Genomic DNA, 22,720 nt, shown 5'->3' with positions numbered 1-22,720 from the left:
CGCAGCCGGCCGGCCTTTCAGGCCCCGGGTTCGAGGAGCGCCACGATATCGCGATAGAGTGCCGACGGCACCCGCACCCCCTCCTCCACGCTGATCTTCCGGTTGGCATGCCGCCGCGCGCCGGGCAATCGGGCGCCCTGCGCGGTCATCGCCTCGAACAATATTTCGGCACGCGCGAGATGCTCCGCGGCCGCCGGGCCCAGGAATCCGGCCGGATCGATCGCGACGATCAGCTCGCCGCCATAGGGCGATGCGCCGGCGCCGGCATCCCACGCCATCGACTCGGCGCTCGTCAGGTCGCCGATCAGCGGCCCGGCGATCAGTTCGACCATGATCGACAGCGCCGACCCCTTATGGCCGCCCCATGTCAGCATCGCGCCGTCGAGCGCCGCCTGCGCGTCGGTGGTCGGCTGTCCGTCGGCGTCGAGTCCCCAGCCGGCGGGGATCGGCTTGCCCGCGCGGCGATGCAGTTCGATCTCGCCGCGCGCCGCCGCGCTGGTCGCAAAGTCGAAGACGAAGGGCGACCCGCCGGGACGCGGCCAGCCAAAGGCGATCGGATTGGTCCCCAGCAGCGGACGATGACCTCCCGCGGGGGCGACCCAGGCGTGGCTCGGGGTCGTCGCCAGCGCGACCAGTCCCTCGGCGACCACCATCTCCACCTCGGGCCACAGCGCCGCGAAATGGATACAGCGATTGACCGCAAGCGCGGCAATACCGTTCGTCCGCGCGCTGTCGACCAGCACCGGCAGGGCGCGCTCGATCGCAAGCTGCGCGAAGGCGCCGCCGGCGTCGGCTTTCACGAGGGCGGGCGCCGGGCGGGTTATAACGGGCTCGATCGCCGGATCGACCTTGCCCGTGCGCAGCGTGTTCACCGCGACGAGCAGCCGGTACACGCCGTGACTGGCAGAGCCATCGCGTTCGCCCGCAACGATCGTCCGCGCCACCGCATCGACATGGTCGCCGCGCAACCCGTGCTGCGTCAGCACTCGCCGGGCCAGCCTGTCGACCTCGCCCAGCGTCATCGTCACCGTGCCGTTTTCCATCCTTGCGGTCCTTATTTTTGAACTTGCGCCATTTCGTATACTGTTTACAAGTTTGGAGGAAGCTAAGTTTTGCGCCAGTTTCCGATCGCAACCTTTGCGCCGCCCGGGCGCGAGGTCAGCCGGAAACCGCAGGAGAAGATGAATATGGCAGGGGGATGGCTGGGACCGCGCAAGCCGATCGGCGGTGCGCACGATGCGGCCCATGGATTGCGCAAGACGCTGAGTTGGCCGCATCTGGTCGCGCTCGGTGTCGGGGCGATCGTCGGCACCGGCATTTATACGCTAACCGGCGTCGGCGCCGACCGCGCGGGCCCGGCGGTGATCGTCGCTTTTGCGATCGCCGGCGCGGTATGCGCTTTTGCCGCGCTGGCCTATGCCGAAATGGCCACGCTGATCCCGACCGCCGGCGGCGCCTATGCCTATACCTATTCGGTGCTCGGCGAGACGCTGGCGTGGATCGTGGGGTGGAGCCTGATCCTCGAATATTCGCTTGCCTGCTCGACGGTGGCGGTCGGCTGGTCGGCCTATCTCGTCGGCTGGATCCAGTCGCTCGGGGTCGACCTGCCGGCGCAATTGCTAGCGGGACCGCATGCGGGCGGCATCATCAACCTGCCCGCGGTGCTCGTCGCGCTGGCGATCGCCGGCATGCTGATCGCCGGGACGCGCGAAAGCGCAACCTTCAACATCATCCTCGTCGCGATCAAGCTCACCGCGCTGACCGCTTTCGTCGTGCTGGCGTTGCCTTTCTTCGACGCGGACAAGATGACCCCGTTCATGCCCTACGGGTTCGGCAGCCAGGTCGAGGGTGGCACGACGCGCGGGGTGATGGCGGCGGCGGCCATCGTCTTCTTCGCCTTCTACGGCTTCGATGCCGTGGCGACCTCGGCCGAAGAGGCCAAGAACCCCGGGCGCGATCTCACCATCGGCATCCTCGGGTCGATGGCGATCTGCACGCTCATCTATATGCTCGTCGCGATTAGCGCGATCGGTTCGGTGTCGTACATCGATCTCGGCAAGTCGAGCGAGCCGCTCGCCTTCGTCCTCCGCACGCTCGGACATCCGGGTGCGGCCTGGGCCATCGGGCTCGCGGCGCTGATCGCGCTGCCGTCGGTGATCCTCGTGATGATGTACGGGCAAAGCCGCATCTTCTTCGTCATGGCGCGCGACGGCCTGCTGCCGCGCTTCCTCAGCAAGATTTCGCCGCGCAGCGGCGCGCCGACGACGATCACCCTCGTCACCGGCGTGTTCGTGGCGCTCGTCGCGGGCTTTTTCCGCCTCGACGAGATCGCCGAATTGGCCAATGCAGGGACGCTCGTCGCCTTCATCGCGGTCGCCGTGTGCATGATGGTGCTGCGCCGCCGCGATCCCGACCTGCCGCGCGTGTTCCGCTGTCCGAAACCCTATCTCGTCGGCACGCTCGCGGTGCTGGGCTGCCTCTACCTGCTGGCCAGCCTGCCCACCCACACGCTGACCCGCTTTGCGATGTGGAACGTCATCGGCGTGGTCTTCTACCTCGCCTACGGCCGCGCCCGCAGCGTCGCGGCGCGGAACGAGGCGGCGGCCGGGTAACGCCTCGCCCTTGCTTGCCGGGCGCAAGCGGGATAAAGGCGCTCTCCGGCCACGCCATGGCCCCTTCGTCTAGCGGTCAGGACGCGGCCCTCTCACGGCTGAAACACGGGTTCGATTCCCGTAGGGGTCACCAACACTCTTAAGAGTGTTTTCATTCTGCGGACTTAGCACGAAATCACTGATTTTCCGACCACCCGGGCGGCACATGCCGCCCTGCTCCGGCTGCAGCCGTCGGGGCCTCCACCACCGCTTCGACGGCGGCTCCGGCAGGCAGACTCCCTTCGGTAGACATCAGAGTCGCTCCGTACGATGCTGGCCGGGCACGCTGGAACCAGCATATCCGCGTGAAGGTGCGTCACGCTGTCTCTTGCAGAACCGAGCGAGTTTTCCCCACAGCAATGCGCCAGGCGGCTGAGCGAAGTGTCGTTGGGGCGGCGGGCCAGGCAGACATGCGGGAGGGCCGACCCGACCGTCGTCGCCAGATCTTCCTCGGCCACGCACCTGCGCAGGGCGCAGCCATCTGATTCAGGGCAGTCCCGTAATCAAAACTGGCTATATTTTGGCCGCATAGATCATCCGGCCGGGTCCAAGGCGTTCAAGCAGCAGCTTTATATCCGACTGCGCTACGGCGAAGCAGCCTTCGCTGCGGCCGAGCTTGCCGCGACGCGCAATCTCCGGCGAGACATAACGCCCGGCGTGAATAACGATCCGGCGAACTTCGACATTGCTGTTCTCGGGATCGAGGCCGATGAGACGCCGCGAGCGCCCGTGCCTTCCGATGTCATCCTCGCCCACCAGATACGCACCGCTTGACGAGGCAGCCGGTCCCGGCGTGTTTGACAAGCGACGCACCCAACCGCTGTGATCGGGATCCGATCCGCGGCCGTGCGCGACGAGATGGCTTTGGTGCCGCCCGGTCGTCAGATCGAGGATATGAAAGCGCGGTTCGTGCGACGCCCGGCTGAAATCGACGAAGCCGATGACGTCGCGATGACTTATCGCGCCGCGATGCTCTTCGAGTGCGCGCAATGCGAGCCGTACAAGACGCGGGTCCGGATCATCTCTCGGCGCGCGAAGCGCCGCGATTGCGCTGGAATTCGGCCCGAAGATGCTGAGGGCCAGCGCGCCGCCAACTCCGAGAAGGTGACGCCTGGAAATAGTCATGATGTTTCTGTCGACCCATCTTTTCTGGTGTTATCCACAAAATGAGCACGGACGAGGCCTAATTCCAGATAGGTACTAATCCTGATCGGGGGCGCTTCGCGGGCTGATTGGCTGTAAACCCGAAGCCAGCTACGGCTGCCCAAGGGCGGATCACTTACGCATCCGCTTGGCTCCGAGCATCATCTCGCCGATGTCACCCTGATGCTGATAGCTGAGGGTGAGCAGGTAGATCGACAGAAATAGCATTCCGCCCAACACTGCAATTAGGCCAAGCGCAAGGCCGCCGAGGCTGAAGTCGATGCGCCATGCGGTCCAGATTCCTGAGAGCAGAAGAAAGGTGAAAAAGTCGAAATTGAACTGGCCGGGCCACGCCATCGCGGCCATGTCGCCGAAGAATATCGGCAGCAGATTCCATCCATGCGCGCCGATCGTGACGCCGGTGTAGATGAGGATCGATAGCAGGCATGCCGCAAGAAAAACCCTGAACCAGATCATAGTCCCTCCCATGTTGAGCTTTGAGCTCGCCGGAAGATCATAGTCTGCTCCCGATGACAATTACCCGCAAATTCGCGCTTCTCCCAGTGGGGCAGCCTGCGATCCGCAAGCTGCTTCGCTCAGTAGGACTGGCTATGGCCGTTTGCTGCCGGGCCGCTTTTGGATCGAGATCTGCAGAAAAGGGCACAGAACACCTGCTGGCATGCCGAGCAGCTCGCCGACCGCTATTCCGAGCGCAAGGATCGAGAGGAGCCGGTCGTCACGCCGGCGCTTGCGGCACCGCAAAGCCTGTCCCAACTTTGTCAAAGGGCTCGTCGCTCAACATCAACTCCAAGCGAGGCCCGCACTCTGCCGACCTGCGCCGCGAACTGTGCCGAATATTCTGACGACGGACAGCCCCAAAATGAAGACAGTGTCCGCGTCCCACGACTACCGATGCTCGAAGCGATCGGCGGGAGGCAGGTTCGCGCCGAACCGGTCTAGGTCCGCGCGTGCAGCCGTGTCGTCGCGCAGCGTCGCGATCCAGAACAAGGTGGTTGCCGCGATCACGGTATCGCGGATGTGCGGCGTGGCGGTTGACGCGGGTCCGCGCAGTCCGTCCTGGGCGTTAGCGGCAATGGCGGCAAACGGCGACCGATTTAGGCAGCCGTTATGCTATTCCTGGCAAGGGATGGCCCGATGGCGCCGTGGATCCGGCCTACACCAACCCGCGCTGGATACCGCTCACCGCAGATGGGTCAGGCGGCCACATCGGTCTCGACCTCGATCCCTGGCCAGGGGGCCGAGTTGGGCAGATCATCCTCTTCGGGCGCGACGAGGACGTGAAAATCGTCCTCGCGGAGTCACTCGCTCATTTTTTGGAGTGGATCGCAACGCCGCTGGAGAACGGCAATTTCAGACTGGAAATCGCCGCCGACGAGGAAGCCTTGCGGCGGTTCAGATTGAAGCACCCGCCAACAAATGATTTTCACGAAGGCGCGCGTATACTGCTAGGTGCCCCCGGCCGATTTTTGTAAAGCGAGGCGTGAAACGCAATGTTCGATACCGGTCAGCCGCCCTCAAAGGCGCTCTTCCCTGAGGAGAGGGGTAAGGGTAGCTCACCATCCCAACAGCAGCCGTTTAGCAGGTTCCATTTTCACCAGGAAAGCGATCGCTGCACCTGGCCGATAGCGGTCAGGCCGCTCCTAAAAGAAATGGGGAGCAACCGACGTCGGATTCAACGATCCGCGCGTGCACTGGCCACCTCGCGCTCCGCCTGCATAAAGCCATAGGCGGGAACGATCGCCTCTTCCCGCGCGGTCACGCTTGACCATTGATCGGTCAGGCGATCTCCGGCATCGGCATCGCGTCCGATGAAGGCGCCACGAGACAGCGTGATTTCGGCACTCGCGAAATGCCCTGCCCCAGCGCAGAGGATGGCGCGCGTCGGCGCAGCATTACCGACCAAGGCCAGCAGCCCGGGACTGACGCATATCGGATCAAGCGCCGCGAGACTCTGTTCGGACAAAACCCCCTGCGTCATCTGCGTCGCGGCGGTCGGCGCGAGACTGTTGACGCGGATGCCATATTTCTCGCCCTCGATCGCCAGCGTCTGCATCAGCCCGACGAGCGCCATCTTGGCGGCGCCGTAATTCGCCTGCCCGAAATTGCCCCAGAGTCCCGACGATGAGGTCGTCATGACGATGCGGCCATATTGCTGCGCGCGCATCACCTCCCACACCGCCTTGCAGCAGATCGCGGCACCCATCAGGTGGACGTCGACGACCAGACGAAAATCGTCGATGCTCATCTTGGCGAAGCTCTTGTCGCGCAGGATGCCTGCGTTGTTGACGAGGATGTCGATGCGTCCCCACGCATCGATCGTGTGGCGAACCATCGCCTCGACCGTGGCTTCGTCGGTCACCGAAGCAGCGATCGCCAGCGCCTCTCCGCCATTCGCGACAATCTCCGACGCGACTTGCTCGGCAGCAGACAGTGCGAGGTCGTTCACCACGACACGTGCGCCCTGCCTTGCGAGGTAGAGCGCATGGGCGCGGCCCAATCCGCCACCGGCCCCGGTCACCATCGCTACCCGGTCCCGAAGCGGACGAATCTCGTCTTCCATATCAATCTCCATTCACTCTCTAGTGAGTTAATATATTGGACAGGCAAAAGACGAACGGGCGAACCAGCCCTGACGCCTAAGCCTTTTTGTTGCAGATTTGCCGGAAACCCGCCGCCATGAAGGCGGCCATGCGCGCCTTGATGGCTTCGAAATCCTCGGACTTGCAGACGCCGCCCGACAGCTTGTCGATGCGTCCGGTGCGTGCGAGCGTGACCATCAGTGCACCGGTGACGAAGTGATAGCCCCAGAAGATGTCCTCTTCAGCGCAATCGGGCATCGCCTTTTTCAGAAGTTCGATCAGGCGAAGAACCACCGGGTCAAAATGGCTGTCCATCAGCTCGGCGCCCCATTCGGGGGTGTTGGCGACCTGCGCGCCCAGCGCGCCGTAATTTTTCCAGCCGTCGCCGCCGTGGATGTAGAGATCGAGGTCGGTGTCGAGGAAGGCATGGAGCGCGCCCTCGATCGTCGGCTTGCCGCCGCTCGCGCGATCATATTCGTCGAGCGCCTGCATCCGCTTGGTGCTCGTCACAACTGCGCGCCGCGCAAAAACGGCGTCGAACAGCTTTTTCTTGTCCTCGAAATAATAGTTGAGCAGCGTGTGGTGGACGCCGACGCGCTTCGCGACATCCTTTAGCGTCACCCCGTGCAGACCGTGCCGTGAGAAGAGCAGTTCAGCCTCGTCGAGGATCTGCTCCATCGTTTCGGCGCGCTGTTCGGCCTTGGTCGATCGCCGACGCGTTTTCGCCTCTTCTGCCACTCGTCCGACTTTCAGTTCCTGTTCCGTCGCCGCCCCTGCCGCGACGCCCGCTTGCCGATCAACCCGCGCCATGGTCGTTCCGCAAGCGAATCTTATCGATTTTTCCCGTCGGCGCCAGCGGCATGGACGCGAGGCGCACGACCGCATCGGGAATCCACCAAGGTGCCACACGGCCCGCAAGCGGCGCCAGCAGATCGGCGTCGCTGATTTGGGCTCCCGAACCGAGTTCAACGAGCAGCACCGGCCGCTCGCCCCATTTGGGATCTTCGCGGCCGATGACCGCCGCAAGCGACACCTGCGGCAAGGCTCCGACGACGGCCTCGATCTCGGCGGGATTGATCCATTCGCCGCCCGATTTGATCAGATCCTTGGCGCGGCCGGTGATCGACAGATTGCCGCGCGCATCGAGCCGGGCGAGGTCGCCGGTCGCGAACCAGCCGTCATCGTCGGTGGCGGACTCCGTTTGCCCGAGATAGCGTTCGACCACTGCCGATCCGCGAACGCGCAAATGCCCCTCGACTCCGCGCTGTTCCGGCAGGGCCACGCCGGCGGCGTCGGTGAGCAGCAGGTCGACGCCGATCGCCGGACGTCCCGATACCGATGCGGTGCGCAGCGGGTCATCCGGCGGCGCAATCGTACCGAGCGGCGACAACTCGGTCATGCCCCAGCTCGTCTGCACGGTAACGCCAAGGCGCCGCTCGATGCGCTCCATCAGCGCGGGCGCCATCGGCGCGCCGCCGACGATGATGCGTTTGAGTGACGGCAGGTCGCCACCCGTCGCCTCGATATGTTCGACGACGCCGAGCCATACCGTCGGAACGCCGACGCCGACCGTAACGCCCTCGGCCGCGATCAGCCGCGCGAGGCTTGCACCGTCGGCCTGCCGACCGGGGAGCACGAGCTTTCCGCCCACCGCAGGCAGCGCGAAGGGCAAGCCCCAGGCATTGGCGTGGAACATCGGCACCACCGCGAGCACCGCATCACGGTGGGTGAAGGCCATTACGTCGGCCTGCAATGCGCGCAGCGTATGGAGGAAGCTTGCGCGGTGTGTGTAGGTTACGCCCTTCGGCGCACCCGTCGTTCCCGAAGTAAAGCAGAGCCCGGCAGGCGAGCGTTCGTCGAAACCGCCCCATAAGGTCCCACCCGGCGCGTCGGCCATCAGAGCTTCGAGTTCGTGAAGCGGCGGCGCCGCAGCCGGCCAATCTCCGGCGGGCCCGTCGATCACCAGCACCTGCGCGATCGCGGGCGCACGCTCGACGATCGACCGCGCAAGCGGCAGCAGGTCGGCGCTGACGATCAGCAGCCTGGCGCCCGACTGCACCGCCATCGCCGCGAGTTGCGGCGCGGTGAGGCGCGGATTGAGCGTATGGCAAACGGCGCCGATGCCCAGCGTCGCATACCAAGCCTCGACATGCGCCTGGCTATTCCATGCGAGCGTCGCGACGCGGTCGCTCTCGCCCACCCCCAAGCCGGCGAGCAGTGAGGAGATGGCGAGACTGCGGTCGCGGAGTGCGGCATAGCCGATCCGCGCAACGCTCCCATCTTCGCACGCAGTTACGACCTCGGCCTCGCCATGCCAGCGCGCGGCATGGTCGAGGAATTTGTCGAGGGTCAGCGGATAATCCTGCATCATGCCGTGGATCATGGACAATTTGCGTCCTTCGCAAGGACGGGCGAGACGATACCCGTGTTCCAGTTCCACGGCTGGTTGCCCGCCGCCCGGCGGCGGCAGACGGCGGCCTCGTGCAGCGCATACATGCCGGGCATCAGCCGCGCGCCGGGACGCGGCACATCGGCAAAGGCCATGAAGGCGGCGTCGGTGCCGTAAGGGCGCCATGCCGCCTGCCCCGCCGCCGCGGGCTTGCCCGTCTTCGCGAAGGAAACCCAATAGTCGCCCATCGCGGTTGCGAAGCGACGCTCGGAAACGGTATCGGGGATTTTGGGCCAATAGGGCGGCGTATCGCCGGCGGTGCCGAATATAAACGGAATTTCGGCGGCATGAAATCCGTGCAGTCCGGCTTCGCTCGCCGCGGGATAGCCATGGTCGAAGAGGTAGAGGTAGGCCGGTTGGCCGAGCGCGGTCTGTTTGATCGCGAGCCGTTCGGACGTCCAGCCATAGAGCGCGTCGCGCGGGGCCGCGAGGATCGTTTCGGCAAGATCCTTTGCCGGATAGAGTTTGAGCCAGGCATCGGCGAGGTCGCCATAGCGATCACGGATCGCGGCTTCATAGGCGGCGGCATTGGCGGGAACCGGAGGCGCAAGGATGCGCAGCGAACGAATCTCGCCGATGTTGAACCCGGCGATCATCGGCACCGGCGCCTGCTCGCCGCGGTCGAAGATGTCGACGAGCTGGTCGGGCAAAATCTTGCCGTCGACGGTGCCCCATGGGAAATAACCCGCCTTGGCCGCGCCATCGGTCAGCGCGACCGGATCGACCTTGCGCAGCGCCGCGATGTCGGCGGCGCCGAGCGCGGCGGCGACCCTTTCGCCCGTCGCTTCGGCGGCGGGCTCGCCATGGCGCACGTCCTTCAGCGACGGGGTCGAGATCATATAGGCGCTCTGCGCGATCGCCTTGTGAAACAGCCCGCGCGCCTTAGGCGAGGCCATCAGATACAGCACGCTGAGCGCGCCCGCGGACTCGCCGGCGATCGTGACATTGGCCGCATCGCCGCCGAACGCACCGATATTCGCCTTCACCCATTCGAGCGCGGCGATCTGGTCGAGCAGCCCATAATTGCCCGACACGCCGTCGGGCGATTCCGCGCTGAGCCCCGGATGCGCCATATAGCCGAGGACGCCGAGGCGGTAGTTGATCGACACAACAATGGCACCGCGCGCCGCCAGCTTCGCGCCGTCGTACATGCCCTCATGACTGTAGCCTGTGGCAAGCGCGCCACCGTGAATCCACACGATTACCGGAGCGCCCGTCACCTTTTCGGGCGCCCAGATATTGAGCGTCAGGCAATCCTCCGAAATCTTCGCGGGCGGATTGGCGTAGATGTGCACCGCGGTCGGGCGCGGCTGGATGCACGCGGCGCCGAAGCTCTGCGCCTTGCGCGCGCCCTGCCATGCCGGCAGAGGCAGTGGGGCTTTCCAGCGGAGCGGCCCGACCGGCGGCTGGGCGAAGGGGATGCCCTTGAACTCGCGGACCTTGCCGACGGTCTTGCCTTCGACGGCGCCCGCGGGAGCCTCGACCACCGGGCTCGCCGCGACGGCGGGTGTTGCCACGAGAAGCCCGGTTGCGGACAACAGGATGTGCAATTTCTTCATGCTGCCAACTCCTGACGGCCATCCTCTCGGCGGAGCCGCCGCGCGAGCCAGAGGAAGAGCCCGATCGCGATCAGATAAAAGGGCGTCAGCGTGTAGAGCGCCGTCTGCAACCCATGAAGGTCGCCCTGCGCCTTGAACCAGTCGCTGGCGAAACCGACCCATGTCGGCCCCAGCCCCAATCCGATGAAGTTCATGATGAGCAACAGCAAGGCGCCCGCCAGCACGCGCTGGTTCGGTTTCACTTCCTCCTGAACCAGCGCGACCGAGGCCGAGAGGTAGAAATAGTTGAAGATCATCACCACGGTGAGCAGCGCCAGCGCGAGCGGCCAGCCGGGCGCCCAGACGAAGGCGATATAAAAGGGCATCGCGACGACCAGCGAGAGCGCCGGAGCAATCGCATAGCCGGCGCGCGATTTGCGCACCATGCGGTCGATCACGCGGCCCGAGACGATCATTCCGCCGCCCATGCCGATGAGCAGCACCAGCGCATACCAGATCGCAACGTCGCCCAGCTCCATGCCCTTCTCGCGCATCAGGAACAGCGCCGCAAAATTGCCGAGACCATAGGTGACGAACTGCGTCGCGCCGCTGCCCAACGCCGCCAGCATCAGGATCGGATGCGACAGGAACATGCGCACTGTCGGCCAGAAGGCCGCCTTGTCGTCGGCGCCTGCGGGCGAAGCCGCGACATCGGTCGCGCCGCGCTTCGGCTCGCGCACCGTCAGCCATACCACCGCTGCGGTGACGATCCCGATCGCGCCCACCGCGATGAAGGGAATGCGCCAGCCAAAGCGCTCGGCGATCGCGGCGCCGAACGCCACGCCCGCCGCTGCGCCGATCGCCGGGCCGAGGTTGAAAATTCCGAGCGCCGCGGCGCGTTTGCCGGGCGGATAGGTGTCGGTGATGATCGCATAGGAGGGCGGTACACCGCCCGCCTCGCCGAAGCCGACGACCATGCGCGCCACGACGAGTTGGGTGTAGTTGGCGGCCATGCCGCACGCGACGGTCGCGCCGCTCCAGATCGCGCAGGCGGCGGACAGGACGCCGACGCGGCTCGTGCGATCGGCAAACCAGCCGACCGGGATCGCGATGAAGCAATAGAACATCGCGAAATAGAGCCCGCTGATCAGCCCGAGCTGGCCGTCGCTGATCCGGAGCGCATCCTGGATCGGCTTGGCGAGGATCGACAGCAGCTGCCGATCGAGGAAGTTCAGCACATAGACGAGGCAGAGCATACCCAGCACAAAGGTCGGATTGCTCCCCGGCCGCGTGCCCGAATCTTGGGACGCTGCGGCCGGGGAGAGGGCGGCTTCTGCGCCAGCCACCGCTTAGAGTCCGTAACCGAGACGAATGCCGAAGGTGCGTGGACGCATCGTCCCGAAGCGGCTGTTCAGGAAGGCCTCGGGATGGATGTAGGTGATCGAATGATCGTCGAAGAGATTTTCGACATAGAGCTGCGCCGAAATATCACCCTTCTTCAAACCGAAGCTCATGTTCACGTTGCTGTAGGCGTCGGTTTTCCCGAACGTCGCGAGCGGCACGTTCGGGGCGCCCGGCGTGTTCGGGAAGCTGCTGTTATATGCGCCGATATGCTGTGCGTTGACCGCCAGCATCGCGTCGACGTCGGTAGCGAGCTTGAAGCTGTACGACATATAGGCCGACCCCTGGATCCGCGGCGCCGACAGCCGGTGCCCGAGCACCGCGCCCGAAATCGCCGCCTCGGCGGGCGACAGCTTGGTGATCTTGCTATCATTGTAGGCGCCGTTGAAGCCGATCGATACCCCGGTCGCCGGGATCACATTGACCTCGAACTCGAACCCCTTACTGCGCGCCGCGCCGATGTTGGTCGCGAATTGCACCGAATCCGATACGCGGTTCGCCTGTGCCTGGATGTTGCTCCAGTCGATCAGGTAGAAGGCGGCATTGATGCTGACGCGCCCGCCCAGCCAGCGCCCCTTTGCGCCGACCTCATAGCTTTCGAGACTGTCGGAGGTTGCGCCGAAGGGAATGATGATGTCGTTGGCGTCGACGACGCTCGCCCGGCCGGCGAAGGCGTTGACGATCGGCGCGCGGAACCCCGTCGAGAAGGTCGCATAGGTGGTGAGCGTCTCGCTCGGCTTGAAGGTCGCGCTCGCCTTCCACGACGGCTTCGAGCCCTTTGCCTTGAGACCAGTCACGGCGGCATAGGGCGTGAAGGTGTCGAAATTGACCGGCAGATAGGCGCCCGTCGGTCCCCTCAGCCCGGCGAGCGCGGCCTGGAGATAATTCAGATTGAAGAAACCGGAGGCCGTCGCGAGATAACCGCCCGCCTCGGTAAAGCCCTGCGCCGACGTCTCGCCATAACGCAGGCCGCCCGTCAGCCAGAAATTGTCCGAGAAACGATAGGTCAGCTCGCCAAAGCCCGCGAGTTCCTTGCTGAGCGAATGGGTATATTGCTTCTGATAATATTGGTCGGGCAGCCCCGTCATGTTACGCGACGCGAGAAACGCCAGGTTCGACCGGTAGAAATAATCGACGTCGCGGCGGCGATCGAGATAGAAGCCGCCGACGACGAACTGGAACGGCCCGTTGAGCGTCGACGCGAGGCGCGTTTCCTGCACGAACACCTTGTCATAACCATCGGCGTCGAGACCGAAGGCGATCGGCGCGCCGGCGAAGGAGCCGGGCTGGAAGGTGCCGGCGAGGTCGACGTAGAAGCGCTGGTCGAAATCCGAATAGGTCGACGAACTGGTGAGTTTGGCGAAGTCGAATTCATAGTCGATCGTCGCATTGGCGATCAGCTGCTTGCCGGTGAAGCGATCGGGCTGGTCCGAGACGCGCTTGTTGCGCCCGAGCGACGGGCTGGTCAGCGACGAATCCTTGGGATTGCTATATTCGTACGAGCCGAGCAGCTTGATCGACAGGCGGTCGGTCGGGCGCCACAGCAAGGTCGCGCGGCCGCCATAATCGATCAGCGTGTTCGAATTTTTGACCCCCGTCCCGACATTGTCGAGATAGCCTTCCTCGTCGCGGTAGAAACCGACGACGCGCAGGGCCAGCTTGTCCTCGACCAGCGGCACATTGACCATCGCATTATAGCGCTGGCGGATCGAATCCGATCCGGTGAGCCCGATATCGACGAGCGCCGAAACATCGAAATCATTGAGGTCGGGGGTTTTCTGGAGGATGCGCATCGCACCCGACAGCGAGCCCGAGCCGAAGAGCGTGCCCTGCGGTCCGCGCAGGAATTCGACGCGTTCAACGTCGAACAAATTCGGGTCGACGACAGTGGTATTGCCGATCGTCGAAACGGGAAGCTCGTCGATATAGATCGCGACCGAGCTTTGCAGATTGGCGTTATAGCCGTTGGTTGCGATGCCGCGCGCGGTGAAATTACTGAAGTTCGCGGTCGGCTTATTGAGCACGACGCCGGGGGTCTCACGGCCGATGCCTTCGTAACCGACGATGCCCTTTTCGGTTAGCTCTTCCTGTGAGAAGGCCGAGATGCTGATCGGCACGTCCTGAATGCGTTCGGCGCGGCGCGTCGCGGTGACGATGATATCGTTGCCCTCGGGCGTTTCATCGGTCTGCGGTGCGGCGTCGGCGGCATCCTGTGCGGCAGCGCCCACCGGGATTGCGAAAAGTGCGCCCGCGCATACGGACGCAAACAGCTGAACCCTCATTTGCCCTCTCCCATTCATCGCCGCTCGATCGTCGGCATGACCCGTTAGTGGCAGCGTCCAGATCAAGAGTCAATATTCACTCTCTTGAGCGTGAATGAATCCATGATGCCGCGATTGCCTGGTCGATCAGGGTAAATGAAGCCGCGTCCGTTCGTGGCCGGTACGAGACGGTCCGCTTCTAGAGCCAGTTCGAAAAGCGGTCTTTACAGACCGAGCGCCATCTTTTCTATTTTATCGAATAGTCAGGATAATTTTATATGCCTGTTTCGCATAAATGCTCCAGCGTAAACCGACCTCGTCCCGAACGGATCGGGAATGCAGTTTAGCAAACAGGAGCTTCAGCCATGTCGATCAAAGCCACCCCGACCCCCGCCAAAGCGCTGCTGGATCCCAGCAACCATGCGCTGGTCCTTATCGATTTCCAATCGCAGATGGCCTTCGCCACCAAGTCGATCCCCGCCGAACTGCTTCGCAACAACGCTGCGCTCGTCGCCAATGGCGCCGCCGGCTTCAACGTCCCGACCATCCTGACCACGGTCGCCGAGAAGAGTTTCTCGGGTCCGATGTTCGACGAGATCACTGAAGCCTTCCCCAGCCAGAAGCTGCTCGATCGCACGAGCATGAATACATGGGAAGACGCCGCGGTCATCGAAGAGGTCAATCGGATCGGCAAGGAACGGCTCGTGTTCGCCGGCCTGTGGACCTCGGTCTGCATTGTTGGTCCCGTGCTCTCGGCGCTCGAACAGGGCTATGAAGCCTATGTCATCACCGATGCCAGCGGCGACATTTCGACCGAAGCGCATGAGCGCGCTGTCGAACGCATGGTGCAGGCCGGAGCGAAGCCCATCACCTCACTGCAGTATCTGCTCGAACTGCAGCGGGACTGGGCGCGCGCCGAAACCTACGACCTGACCACCGGCATCGCCCGCAAGTGGGGCGGCGCCTACGGCCTCGGCATCACCTATGCCAAGACGATGTTCGGCGCTTCCGAGGGCGGCCACTGATTTTGCCCACCAGGCCGGAGGGTATCACATCCGGCCTTTTTTCCTGCCAATCGAAAGGATTTTCATGATGAGCTATGTGACCACCAAGGACGGCGTCGAAATCTTCTACAAGGACTGGGGGCCCAAGGACGCCCAGCCGATCGTCTTCCACCACGGCTGGCCGCTGTCGTCGGACGACTGGGACATCCAGATGCTCTTCTTCCTCGCCAACGGCTACCGTGTCGTCGCACACGACCGCCGCGGCCATGGTCGTTCGGCACAGGTGAGCGGCGGCCACGACATGGACCATTATGCAGCAGACGCCGCGGCCGTCATGGAGCATCTCGACCTCAAGAATGCGATCCATATCGGTCACTCGACCGGCGGCGGCGAAGTCGCAGCCTATGTCGCCCGCTACGGCATTCCGCAGGGCCGCGTCGCCAAGGCGGTTCTCGTCTCGGCGGTGCCGCCGATCATGCTGAAGACCGACCGCTATCCCGGCGGCCTTCCGATCGAAGTGTTCGACGGCATCCGCGGCGACCTCGCCGCCAACCGCTCGAAATTCTTTCGCGACCTGCCCTCGGGCCCCTTCTACGGCTTCAATCGTGACGGAGCGAATGTCATTCCCGCAGTCATCGACAATTGGTGGCGCCAGGGCATGATGGGCAGCGCCAAGGCGCATTATGACGGGGTGAAAGCCTTTTCGGAAACCGACCAAACCGATGATTTGAAGGCGATCAGCGTGCCTACGCTCGTCCTGCACGGCGACGACGACCAGGTCGTGCCGTACAAGAATGCCGGCGTGCTGCAGGCCGAAATCCTGCCGAACGCGACGCTGAAGATCTACGAGGGCTTCAGCCATGGCATGCTGACCGTCAACGCCGACGTCATCAACCCCGACCTGCTCGCCTTCGTGCAGGCCTGAGGCATAAAGAGGGAGAACGGACCCATGAAAATCTACCTCGTCTCGCTGGGCGCCGGACTGCTCGCCGGCCTTGTCTACAGCCTGCTCGGCGTCCGTTCTCCCGCCCCTCCGGTCGTCGCGCTCGTCGGCCTCGCGGGGATCCTGCTCGGCGAGCAATTCATACCCCTCGCTAAGCGGTTTGCCGACCGCACCGAGCTTGTCCGCTTCGTCCGCGAGGATTGCGCCCCCCAAATTCTGGGCACGCCGTCCCCGCGCCAGGAGAATGACGCATGAACCCCATCACCCGCCGCCAGGCGCTTGCCGGCGCCGCCACCACCGCCCTTCTCACCGCCACGGAAAGCCTCGCCATGACCCAGCCCGATCTCGTCATCGTCAACGCCAAGGTGACCACGCTCGACAAGGCCAATCCGGTCGCGGAAGCGGTCGCGATCCGCGACGGCAAATTCCTGAGCGTCGGCAGCGAGCAGGCGGTCCGCGCCGCCGCCGGCCCCGATGCGGCGGTCATCGACGCGAAGGGCCGCCGCCTGATCCCGGGGCTGATCGACAGTCACATCCACGTTATCCGCGGCGGACTGAACTATAATATGGAGCTGCGCTGGGACGGTGTACCGAGCCTCGCCGACGCGATGGCTATGCTCAAACGCCAAGCCGCCAACACCCCTCCCCCGCAATGGGTACGCGTCGTGGGCGGCTTTACCGAGCATCAGTTCGCCGAAAAGCGCCTGCCGACGCTCGACGAGATCAACGCCGCCGCGCCCGATACGCCGGTGTTCATCCTCCACCTTTACGACCGCGCGCTGCTCAATGCCGCCGCGCTTCGCGCCGTCGGCTATACCAAGGACACGCCCAACCCGCCGGGTGGCGAAATCGTCCGCGACGCCGCGGGCAACCCGACGGGTCTGCTGCTGGCGCAGCCCAATGCGACGATCCTCTATGCGACGCTGGCCAAGGGCCCGAAGCTCCCCGAGGATTATCAGGTCAATTCGACGAAGCATTTCATGCGCGAGCTCAATTCGCTCGGCGTCACCAGCGTGATCGACGCCGGCGGCGGCTTCCAGAATTATCCCGACGATTATCAGATCATCGAGAAGCTCCATCAGGACGGCGAGATGACGCTGCGCATCGCGTACAACCTCTTTACGCAAAAACCTAAGGAGGAGCTCAAGGATTTCGCGACCTGGTCCAGCCAAGTAAAGCCCGGCGACGGCGACGACACCTATCGCCACAATGGCGCGGGCGAGATGCTCGTCTATTCGGCTGCGGACTTCGAGGATTTCCGCGTAGAACGCCCCGACATGCCGGCGAAAATGGAAAGTGACCTTGAACCCGTGGTGCGACTGCTCGCCGAACGGAAGTGGCCTTGGCGGCTCCACGCGACCTATGACCAGACGATCGGCCGCGCACTCGACGTGTTCGAGAAGGTGAACCGCGACATCCCGCTACAGGGCCTCAACTGGTTCTTCGACCATGCCGAGACGATCAGCGAGCGTAACATCGACCGCATCGCGGCATTGGGCGGCGGCATCGCGGTGCAGCACCGGATGATGTTTCAGGGCGAATATTTCATCGAACGCTATGGCGCCAAGGCCGCCGAGGCGACCCCGCCAATCAAGCAGATGATGGAGGCCGGCATCCCCGTCGGCGCGGGGACCGACGCGACGCGCGTCGCGAGCTACAACCCCTGGGTCTCCCTGTCGTGGCTCGTCACGGGCAAGACGCTGGGCGGCACGACGCTCTATCCGGTGCGCAATCGCCTCGACCGCGAAACTGCGTTGCGGCTGTGGACCGAAAAGAACACATGGTTCTCGAACGAGGTCGGCAAGAAGGGACAGATCGAGGCCGGCCAGCTTGCCGATCTGGCGTTGCTGTCGGGCGATTATTTCGGCGTTGCCGAAAGCGAGATCGTGCATCTGCGTTCGGTGCTGACCATCCTCGGCGGCAAGGTCGTATATGGCGAGGGCGATTATGGCCCCCTCGCCCCTGCACTGCCCAAGCCGATGCCCGACTGGTCGCCGGTCGCGACCTTTGGCGGCCATTATCGCCGGCCCGAAGGCGCGCAAAATATGGCGGCCGCCTGTGGCTGCGCTTCATCCTGCAACGTCCATGGCCACGACCATGCCGCGGCTCTCGGCGCCAACGTGCCGGCCGCCGACGTCCAGAGCTTCTGGGGCGCCTTCGGCTGCGGCTGCTGGGCGGTCTGAACGATGAAAACCCCTGCCCCTATCGCCCGCCTGCTCGGCAACAATGGTTTATTGACCCTCGCCGCGGCACTGCTCACTCTCCCCTATTGGAGCAGCGGCGTCGCCAAGCTGTTCGACATGGGCGGCGCGCTCGGCGAAGCGCGGCATTTCGGCCTTGAGCCCGCTGCGCTCGTCGTCACGCTGACCATCGCGGTTCAGATCGGCGGCTCGCTCCTCGTCATCCTCGGCCGTCAGGCGTGGCTCGGCGCGGGAGCGCTCGGCGTGTTCACCGCCGCGGCGACACTGGTCGCGCATCCCTTCTGGCAGGTCGCCGACCCGATGGCGCGCTTCCACGAACGCAACACTTTCCTCGAACATGTCGGGCTGATCGGCGGCCTGATGCTCGCGGCCGTACTGCAGGAGCGCAAGGCATGACCGCGTCAACCGTTGGGACCGCCGCTGCAGAACGCCCGCTCGCCAGCCCGATGTTCCGCGCCCTGTGGATCGCGACGATCGTATCGAACGTCGGCACCTGGATGCACGACGTCGGCGCGGGCTGGCTGATGACCTCGCTGTCGCCCGACCCGTTGATGGTCGCGCTGGTCCAGGCCGCGACGACCTTTCCGATGTTCGCGCTGGCGCTGCCCGCCGGTGCGCTGGCCGACATCGTCGACCGCCGCCGCCTGCTGATCGGTGCACAGCTTTTCGGCCTGATCGGCGCCGCCGGGCTGGCCGCGATCACGCTGGCCGGCCTGACAACCGCTTGGGTGCTGTTGGTCTTCACCGCGCTGATCGCGGTCGGGGCCGCCTTTTCCGCCCCCGCCTTTCAGGCGATCGTGCCCGAACTGGTACCGCCGAAAGCGCTGCAACAGGCGGTCGCGCTCAACTCGCTGGGCGTCAACATCGCCCGCGCAATCGGCCCCGCGCTGGGCGGCGTCATCATCGCCGCGTCGGGTCCGGCCGCTGTCTTCGCGGTCAACGCGCTGTCGGTAATCGGCGTCATCGCCGTGCTGGTCCGCTGGCGCCGGACCGCAACCGAACGCCATCTGCCCGCCGAGCATATGGTCGGTGCGATGCGCGCCGGGCTGCGCTATGCGATGCGCGCGCCCGAACTGCAGGTCGTGCTCATCCGCTCGGTGGGTTTCTTCCTCTTCGCCAGCGGGCTCTGGGCACTGCTGCCGATCATCGCGCGCCGCGACCTGGGACTGGGGCCGGCGGGCTATGGCGGCCTCCTGACCTTCATGGGGATCGGCGCGATCAGCGGCGCGATCCTGATGCCCCGTCTGCGCGGACGGATAAGCGCCAATATGATCACGCTCGCCGCGTCGATCCTGCTCGCCACAGCGATGGCGGCTCTTTCGCTGGCAAGCGGCTTCTGGACCGCATCCGCAGCCTTGTTCGTTGGCGGGCTTGCATGGATCGCGATGATGGCCTCGCTCAACGGCGGCGCGCAGGCGACCTCGCCCGGCTAGGTCAAGGCGCGCGCGCTCGCCATCTATCTGCTGGTCTTTCAGGGATCGATGGCCGGGGGATCGGCACTGTGGGGATCGGTCGCATCGCGCATCGGTGTTCCCTCGACGCTGCTCGCCGCCGCCGCTCTGCTCATCGTCGCCGCGATCGTCCTTGCATGGCGCTATCCGCTCGGCCGGGCGAGCACGCTCGACCTCGCCCCGTCGGCGCACTGGCCCGCCCCGCTGGTCGACGGCACGGTGGAGCATGACAGCGGGCCGGTGCTGGTGACGATCGAATATCGCATCGACCCCGCGAAGGTGCCCGACTTCTTTGCCGCAATGCAGGCGATGCGCCGCATCCGCCGCCGCGACGGCGCGATCCATTGGGGCGTCTATGAGGATACGTCGGTCCCCGGCACGGTGATTGAAAGCTTCACGGTCGAAAGCTGGCTCGAACATCTGCGTCAGCACGACCGCGTGACCAATGCGGATCGCGTGCAGCAGGAGGCGCTGCGCGCCTTCCAGACGGACGATAAGCCGCCGGTCGTGCGCCACTTCGTCACCCGCCGCTGACGATGCGTATCCTGGCCCTGCTTGCCACGCTGCTACCCCTCGCGGCGCAGGCGCAGGAGGTGGCGCAAACCAATTTGCGCTATGACGAGGATTGGTCGGTGGTGCGCGATGCGACACGCGAAGGATGGCGCCAGGCCAAATATATCCCGCTCACCAAGGACGGATCGGCCTATCTGACGCTGGGCGGCGAGGCGCGGGTGCGCTTTGAGGGGTTCGACGACAATCTCTGGGGCGATCCGCCGGCCCCCGACGACGGCTATCTGTGGCTGCGCGTCCTGCCGCACGCCGATCTGCACGCGGGTCCCGCGCGCGTCTTCGTGCAAGGCATCGCCGGCTATGCTCGCGGTGTCGGCGCGGGAAAGGGCCCCGCCGACGAAACGGGGATCGACCTGTTACAGGGCTTTGCCGATGTCCGTGTCCCGCTGAGCGGGGCCGACAGCCTGACGCTGCGCGGCGGGCGCGAACTCGTCGCGCTGGGGTCGGAGCGGCTCGTCGGCATTCGCTATGGTCCCAATATTCCGCAGGCATTCGACGGCGCGCGCGCGATCGCAGATATCGGCCCGGTGCGGGTCGACGCATTCCACCTGCGTCCCGTCGCGATCGGTACCGGCGATTTCGACGACCGCACGTCGAAGACGCGGCGGCTCGACGGGCTTTATGCGACCGTCACGCCGGTCGACGGCATCGGGATCGACGCCTATTGGCTGGGATATACGAATGAAAGGGCGCGCTTCGGCGGCCGCACCGGACATGAGGCGCGCGACACATTCGGGCTGCGCTTCTTCGGCAAGCGCGGCGACCTCGGCTGGAACTGGGAGGCGATGCTCCAGCGTGGCCATTTCCATGGCGATCCGATCCGCGCCTGGTCGCTCGCGACCGAGACCGCGTGGAGCTTCCCCGGGGCGCCGCTCAAGCCGCGCCTTCGCCTCCGTGCCAATATCGCGAGCGGCGACCGCGATCCCGGCGACAGCAAGCTCGGCACCTTCAACGCACTCTTTCCCAAGGGCAAATATTTCGGCGAACTCTCGCCGATCGGTCCGCGCAATATCGTGAACGTCCATCCCAGCGTCGATTTCGACCTCGGCAAGGGCGTGACGGTCGAACTCGTCGCCGCGCGCTTCTGGCGCGAAAGCCGCGGCGACGGCATCTACGACATCCCGGGCAGCCTCATCCGTGCCGCTGGAGGCAGCGGCGCGCGCCATATCGGCGACCAGATCGAGATTTCGGCGGGTTGGCAGGCCAGCGCGCTCCTGTCCTTCGCCGTCTCGCTCTCGGCCTTTCGTCCTGGTTCCTATATCCGCGACACCGGCCCAGCGTGCACGATCCATATGGTCGGCGCCGAGGCGATGCTCAAACTGTGATCGTCATTTGCGCGGCCGAAACAGTTGCAGCGTGACAGCAAGAGCGGCGAAGCTCGCCCCCAGGCACACGACGGCCGACCATCCCCATGGCGCCCAGAGCTGGCTGGAGAGCGCCGATCCCGCCGCGCCGCCGAAGAACATGGTCCCCATGAACAGAGTGTTGAGCCGGGCCCGCGCTTCGGGGGCGAGACCATAGACGATATGCTGGTTGGAAATCAGCGCGGCCTGCACCGCGAGGTCGAGCAGCAACACCCCTGCTACCAATCCCGCGAGCGAAGTCCACAATCCGAACACCGCCCAGGACAGGAGCACCAGAATTGCACTGACGACGATCGTTTTATGCGGCCCCTTCCGATCGGCCAGATGGCCCGCCGCTGGGGCCGCCAGAATTCCTGCCGCGCCGACGATACCGAACAGACCCGCTGCATCCGCACCGAGGCCGAATTGCGGCTGCGCCAGTCTGAACGCGAGGACCGTCCAGAATGCACTGAAGCTCGCAAACAGGAGGGCTTGCGTAATCGCCGCCTTTCGAAGCCGCGGGTGATCGCGCCAGAGATCGGCCAAGGAGGCAATCGCGCCCCTATAGTTGAGGTCCGACACGGGCTGGCTCTTTGGCAGACGTACCGCCATCCAGCCGCCAGCAGCGAGCGCGAGGGGAACTGCGAACCAGAACATGGCGCGCCAGCCACCATGGGTCGCGACCAGCCCGGCGACCGTCCGGCTCAGCAGAATACCGGACAGAAGCCCCGACATGACGGTCCCCACCATTTTCCCGCGCTGCTCGGGCGAAGCGATATGGGCGGCGAAGGGGATGATCTGCTGCGCCACCGTCGAGGCGAAGCCGAGTGCCAGCGAAGCGGCGATCAGCCAGAGCGGACCGGGCGCGATCGCCGCTGCGGCAAGCGTAACGGCGAGCCCGGCGAATTGAATCAGAATCAACCGCCGACGCTCGACCAGATCCCCGAGCGGAACAAGGAGGAACAAGCCAAGCGCGTAGCCAAGCTGCGTCGCGGTGGGCACCAAGCCGGTCAACCGATCGGGTATGTCGACCTCCATCAGGCCGAGCATGGGCTGGTTATAATAAATGTTGGCAACGGCGATGCCCGCCGCCACGGCCATGGAAAAGGCGAGGCCGCGCATCCGGGTGCCGCTAACGCCACTCGCTTCTACCTCGAGAATAGTC

General features: G+C 64.9%; 19 protein-coding genes, 1 tRNA gene and 1 pseudogene. 11 read left to right on the top strand and 10 right to left on the bottom strand.

The window, feature by feature from the left end; translation table 11 throughout:
• Nucleotides 1–17: 17 nt before the first annotated feature.
• Entirely contained in the window at nucleotides 18–1,043 is a 1,026-nt protein-coding gene (locus tag AN936_RS21495) for an Ldh family oxidoreductase (protein ID WP_054589856.1), read from the bottom strand.
• A gap of 144 nt (nucleotides 1,044–1,187) precedes the next feature.
• On the opposite strand from AN936_RS21495, the gene AN936_RS21490 reads away from it, so the two are divergent.
• Nucleotides 1,188–2,612, top strand: coding sequence for an amino acid permease (locus AN936_RS21490; protein WP_054590487.1), 1,425 nt, complete (start codon nucleotides 1,188–1,190; stop codon nucleotides 2,610–2,612).
• Nucleotides 2,613–2,670: 58 nt separating this feature from the next.
• Nucleotides 2,671–2,745: transfer RNA gene (locus AN936_RS21485), tRNA-Glu, on the top strand.
• A gap of 419 nt (nucleotides 2,746–3,164) precedes the next feature.
• Here AN936_RS21485 and AN936_RS21480 read toward each other — a convergent pair.
• Nucleotides 3,165–3,611 (bottom strand): murein L,D-transpeptidase catalytic domain-containing protein, encoded by a 447-nt coding sequence (locus AN936_RS21480; RefSeq protein WP_234715854.1) that lies wholly within the window; start codon nucleotides 3,609–3,611, stop codon nucleotides 3,165–3,167.
• Here AN936_RS21480 and AN936_RS25645 point away from each other — a divergent pair.
• Nucleotides 3,498–3,821 (top strand): hypothetical protein, encoded by a 324-nt coding sequence (locus tag AN936_RS25645; RefSeq protein ID WP_234715857.1) that lies wholly within the window; start codon nucleotides 3,498–3,500, stop codon nucleotides 3,819–3,821. The two genes, AN936_RS21480 and AN936_RS25645, sit on opposite strands and share 114 nt — an antisense overlap.
• Before the next feature lie 105 nt (nucleotides 3,822–3,926).
• Here AN936_RS25645 and AN936_RS21475 read toward each other — a convergent pair whose 3' ends face one another.
• Entirely contained in the window at nucleotides 3,927–4,271 is a 345-nt protein-coding gene (locus AN936_RS21475; RefSeq protein ID WP_054589854.1) for a hypothetical protein, read from the bottom strand.
• A gap of 686 nt (nucleotides 4,272–4,957) precedes the next feature.
• Between AN936_RS21475 and AN936_RS21470 the strand changes: the two genes are divergently transcribed.
• Nucleotides 4,958–5,287: an SMI1/KNR4 family protein gene (locus AN936_RS21470; protein WP_054589853.1), complete on the top strand. Its 330-nt coding sequence runs from the start codon at nucleotides 4,958–4,960 to the stop codon at nucleotides 5,285–5,287.
• 200 nt (nucleotides 5,288–5,487) lie between these two features.
• Here the strand turns inward: AN936_RS21470 and AN936_RS21465 are convergent, their stop codons facing one another.
• The 6 genes from AN936_RS21465 to AN936_RS21440 form a co-directional block, all read right to left on the bottom strand.
• Nucleotides 5,488–6,375 carry an SDR family NAD(P)-dependent oxidoreductase gene (locus tag AN936_RS21465; RefSeq protein WP_054589852.1) on the bottom strand — a complete coding sequence of 296 codons (888 nt, stop codon included), beginning with the start codon at nucleotides 6,373–6,375 and terminating at the stop codon, nucleotides 5,488–5,490.
• Between the two features lie 76 nt (nucleotides 6,376–6,451).
• Nucleotides 6,452–7,204 carry a TetR/AcrR family transcriptional regulator gene (locus AN936_RS21460; RefSeq protein ID WP_234715675.1) on the bottom strand — a complete coding sequence of 251 codons (753 nt, stop codon included), beginning with the start codon at nucleotides 7,202–7,204 and terminating at the stop codon, nucleotides 6,452–6,454.
• Nucleotides 7,191–8,777, bottom strand: a complete 1,587-nt coding sequence (locus AN936_RS21455) for an AMP-binding protein (RefSeq protein ID WP_054589851.1) — start codon at nucleotides 8,775–8,777, stop codon at nucleotides 7,191–7,193. The genes AN936_RS21460 and AN936_RS21455 overlap by 14 nt, the downstream gene beginning before the upstream one ends.
• The gene (locus AN936_RS21450) at nucleotides 8,774–10,402 is read right to left on the bottom strand and encodes a carboxylesterase/lipase family protein (protein WP_054589850.1); all 1,629 of its coding nucleotides are present in this window, start codon (nucleotides 10,400–10,402) and stop codon (nucleotides 8,774–8,776) included. The genes AN936_RS21455 and AN936_RS21450 overlap by 4 nt, the downstream gene beginning before the upstream one ends.
• A complete protein-coding gene (locus tag AN936_RS21445; RefSeq protein WP_054589849.1) occupies nucleotides 10,399–11,727 on the bottom strand; it encodes a spinster family MFS transporter in 1,329 nt (442 codons plus the stop codon). The genes AN936_RS21450 and AN936_RS21445 overlap by 4 nt, the downstream gene beginning before the upstream one ends.
• A gap of 3 nt (nucleotides 11,728–11,730) precedes the next feature.
• Nucleotides 11,731–14,010: a TonB-dependent receptor gene (locus AN936_RS21440; protein ID WP_234715674.1), complete on the bottom strand. Its 2,280-nt coding sequence runs from the start codon at nucleotides 14,008–14,010 to the stop codon at nucleotides 11,731–11,733.
• Nucleotides 14,011–14,408: 398 nt separating this feature from the next.
• Between AN936_RS21440 and AN936_RS21435 the strand changes: the two genes are divergently transcribed.
• The 7 genes and pseudogenes from AN936_RS21435 (at nucleotide 14,409) to AN936_RS21405 (ending at nucleotide 21,537) form a co-directional block, all read left to right on the top strand.
• Nucleotides 14,409–15,068, top strand: coding sequence for a hydrolase (locus AN936_RS21435; protein WP_054589847.1), 660 nt, complete (start codon nucleotides 14,409–14,411; stop codon nucleotides 15,066–15,068).
• 67 nt (nucleotides 15,069–15,135) lie between these two features.
• A complete protein-coding gene (locus AN936_RS21430) occupies nucleotides 15,136–15,972 on the top strand; it encodes an alpha/beta fold hydrolase (RefSeq protein WP_054590485.1) in 837 nt (278 codons plus the stop codon).
• 24 nt (nucleotides 15,973–15,996) lie between these two features.
• The gene (locus AN936_RS21425; RefSeq protein WP_054589846.1) at nucleotides 15,997–16,245 is read left to right on the top strand and encodes a XapX domain-containing protein; all 249 of its coding nucleotides are present in this window, start codon (nucleotides 15,997–15,999) and stop codon (nucleotides 16,243–16,245) included.
• Entirely contained in the window at nucleotides 16,242–18,173 is a 1,932-nt protein-coding gene (locus AN936_RS21420; RefSeq protein WP_054589845.1) for an amidohydrolase, read from the top strand. Before AN936_RS21425 ends, AN936_RS21420 begins: the two co-directional genes overlap by 4 nt.
• A gap of 3 nt (nucleotides 18,174–18,176) precedes the next feature.
• Nucleotides 18,177–18,587: a DoxX family protein gene (locus tag AN936_RS21415; protein WP_054589844.1), complete on the top strand. Its 411-nt coding sequence runs from the start codon at nucleotides 18,177–18,179 to the stop codon at nucleotides 18,585–18,587.
• Nucleotides 18,584–20,176, top strand: a pseudogene (locus AN936_RS21410) (MFS transporter). The gene AN936_RS21415 and the pseudogene AN936_RS21410 overlap by 4 nt, the downstream one beginning before the upstream one ends.
• A 2-nt stretch (nucleotides 20,177–20,178) precedes the next feature.
• Nucleotides 20,179–21,537, top strand: coding sequence for an alginate export family protein (locus AN936_RS21405; RefSeq protein ID WP_054589843.1), 1,359 nt, complete (start codon nucleotides 20,179–20,181; stop codon nucleotides 21,535–21,537).
• A gap of 3 nt (nucleotides 21,538–21,540) precedes the next feature.
• Here AN936_RS21405 and AN936_RS21400 read toward each other — a convergent pair whose 3' ends face one another.
• Nucleotides 21,541–22,677 (bottom strand): MFS transporter, encoded by a 1,137-nt coding sequence (locus tag AN936_RS21400; RefSeq protein WP_054589842.1) that lies wholly within the window; start codon nucleotides 22,675–22,677, stop codon nucleotides 21,541–21,543.
• Between the last annotated feature and the right edge of the window lie 43 nt (nucleotides 22,678–22,720).

The sequence above is a fragment of the Sphingopyxis macrogoltabida genome (assembly GCF_001307295.1).
Taxonomy (GTDB): Bacteria; Pseudomonadota; Alphaproteobacteria; order Sphingomonadales; family Sphingomonadaceae; genus Sphingopyxis; species Sphingopyxis macrogoltabida_B.
This window is presented reverse-complemented; position numbering and strand designations above follow the sequence as displayed.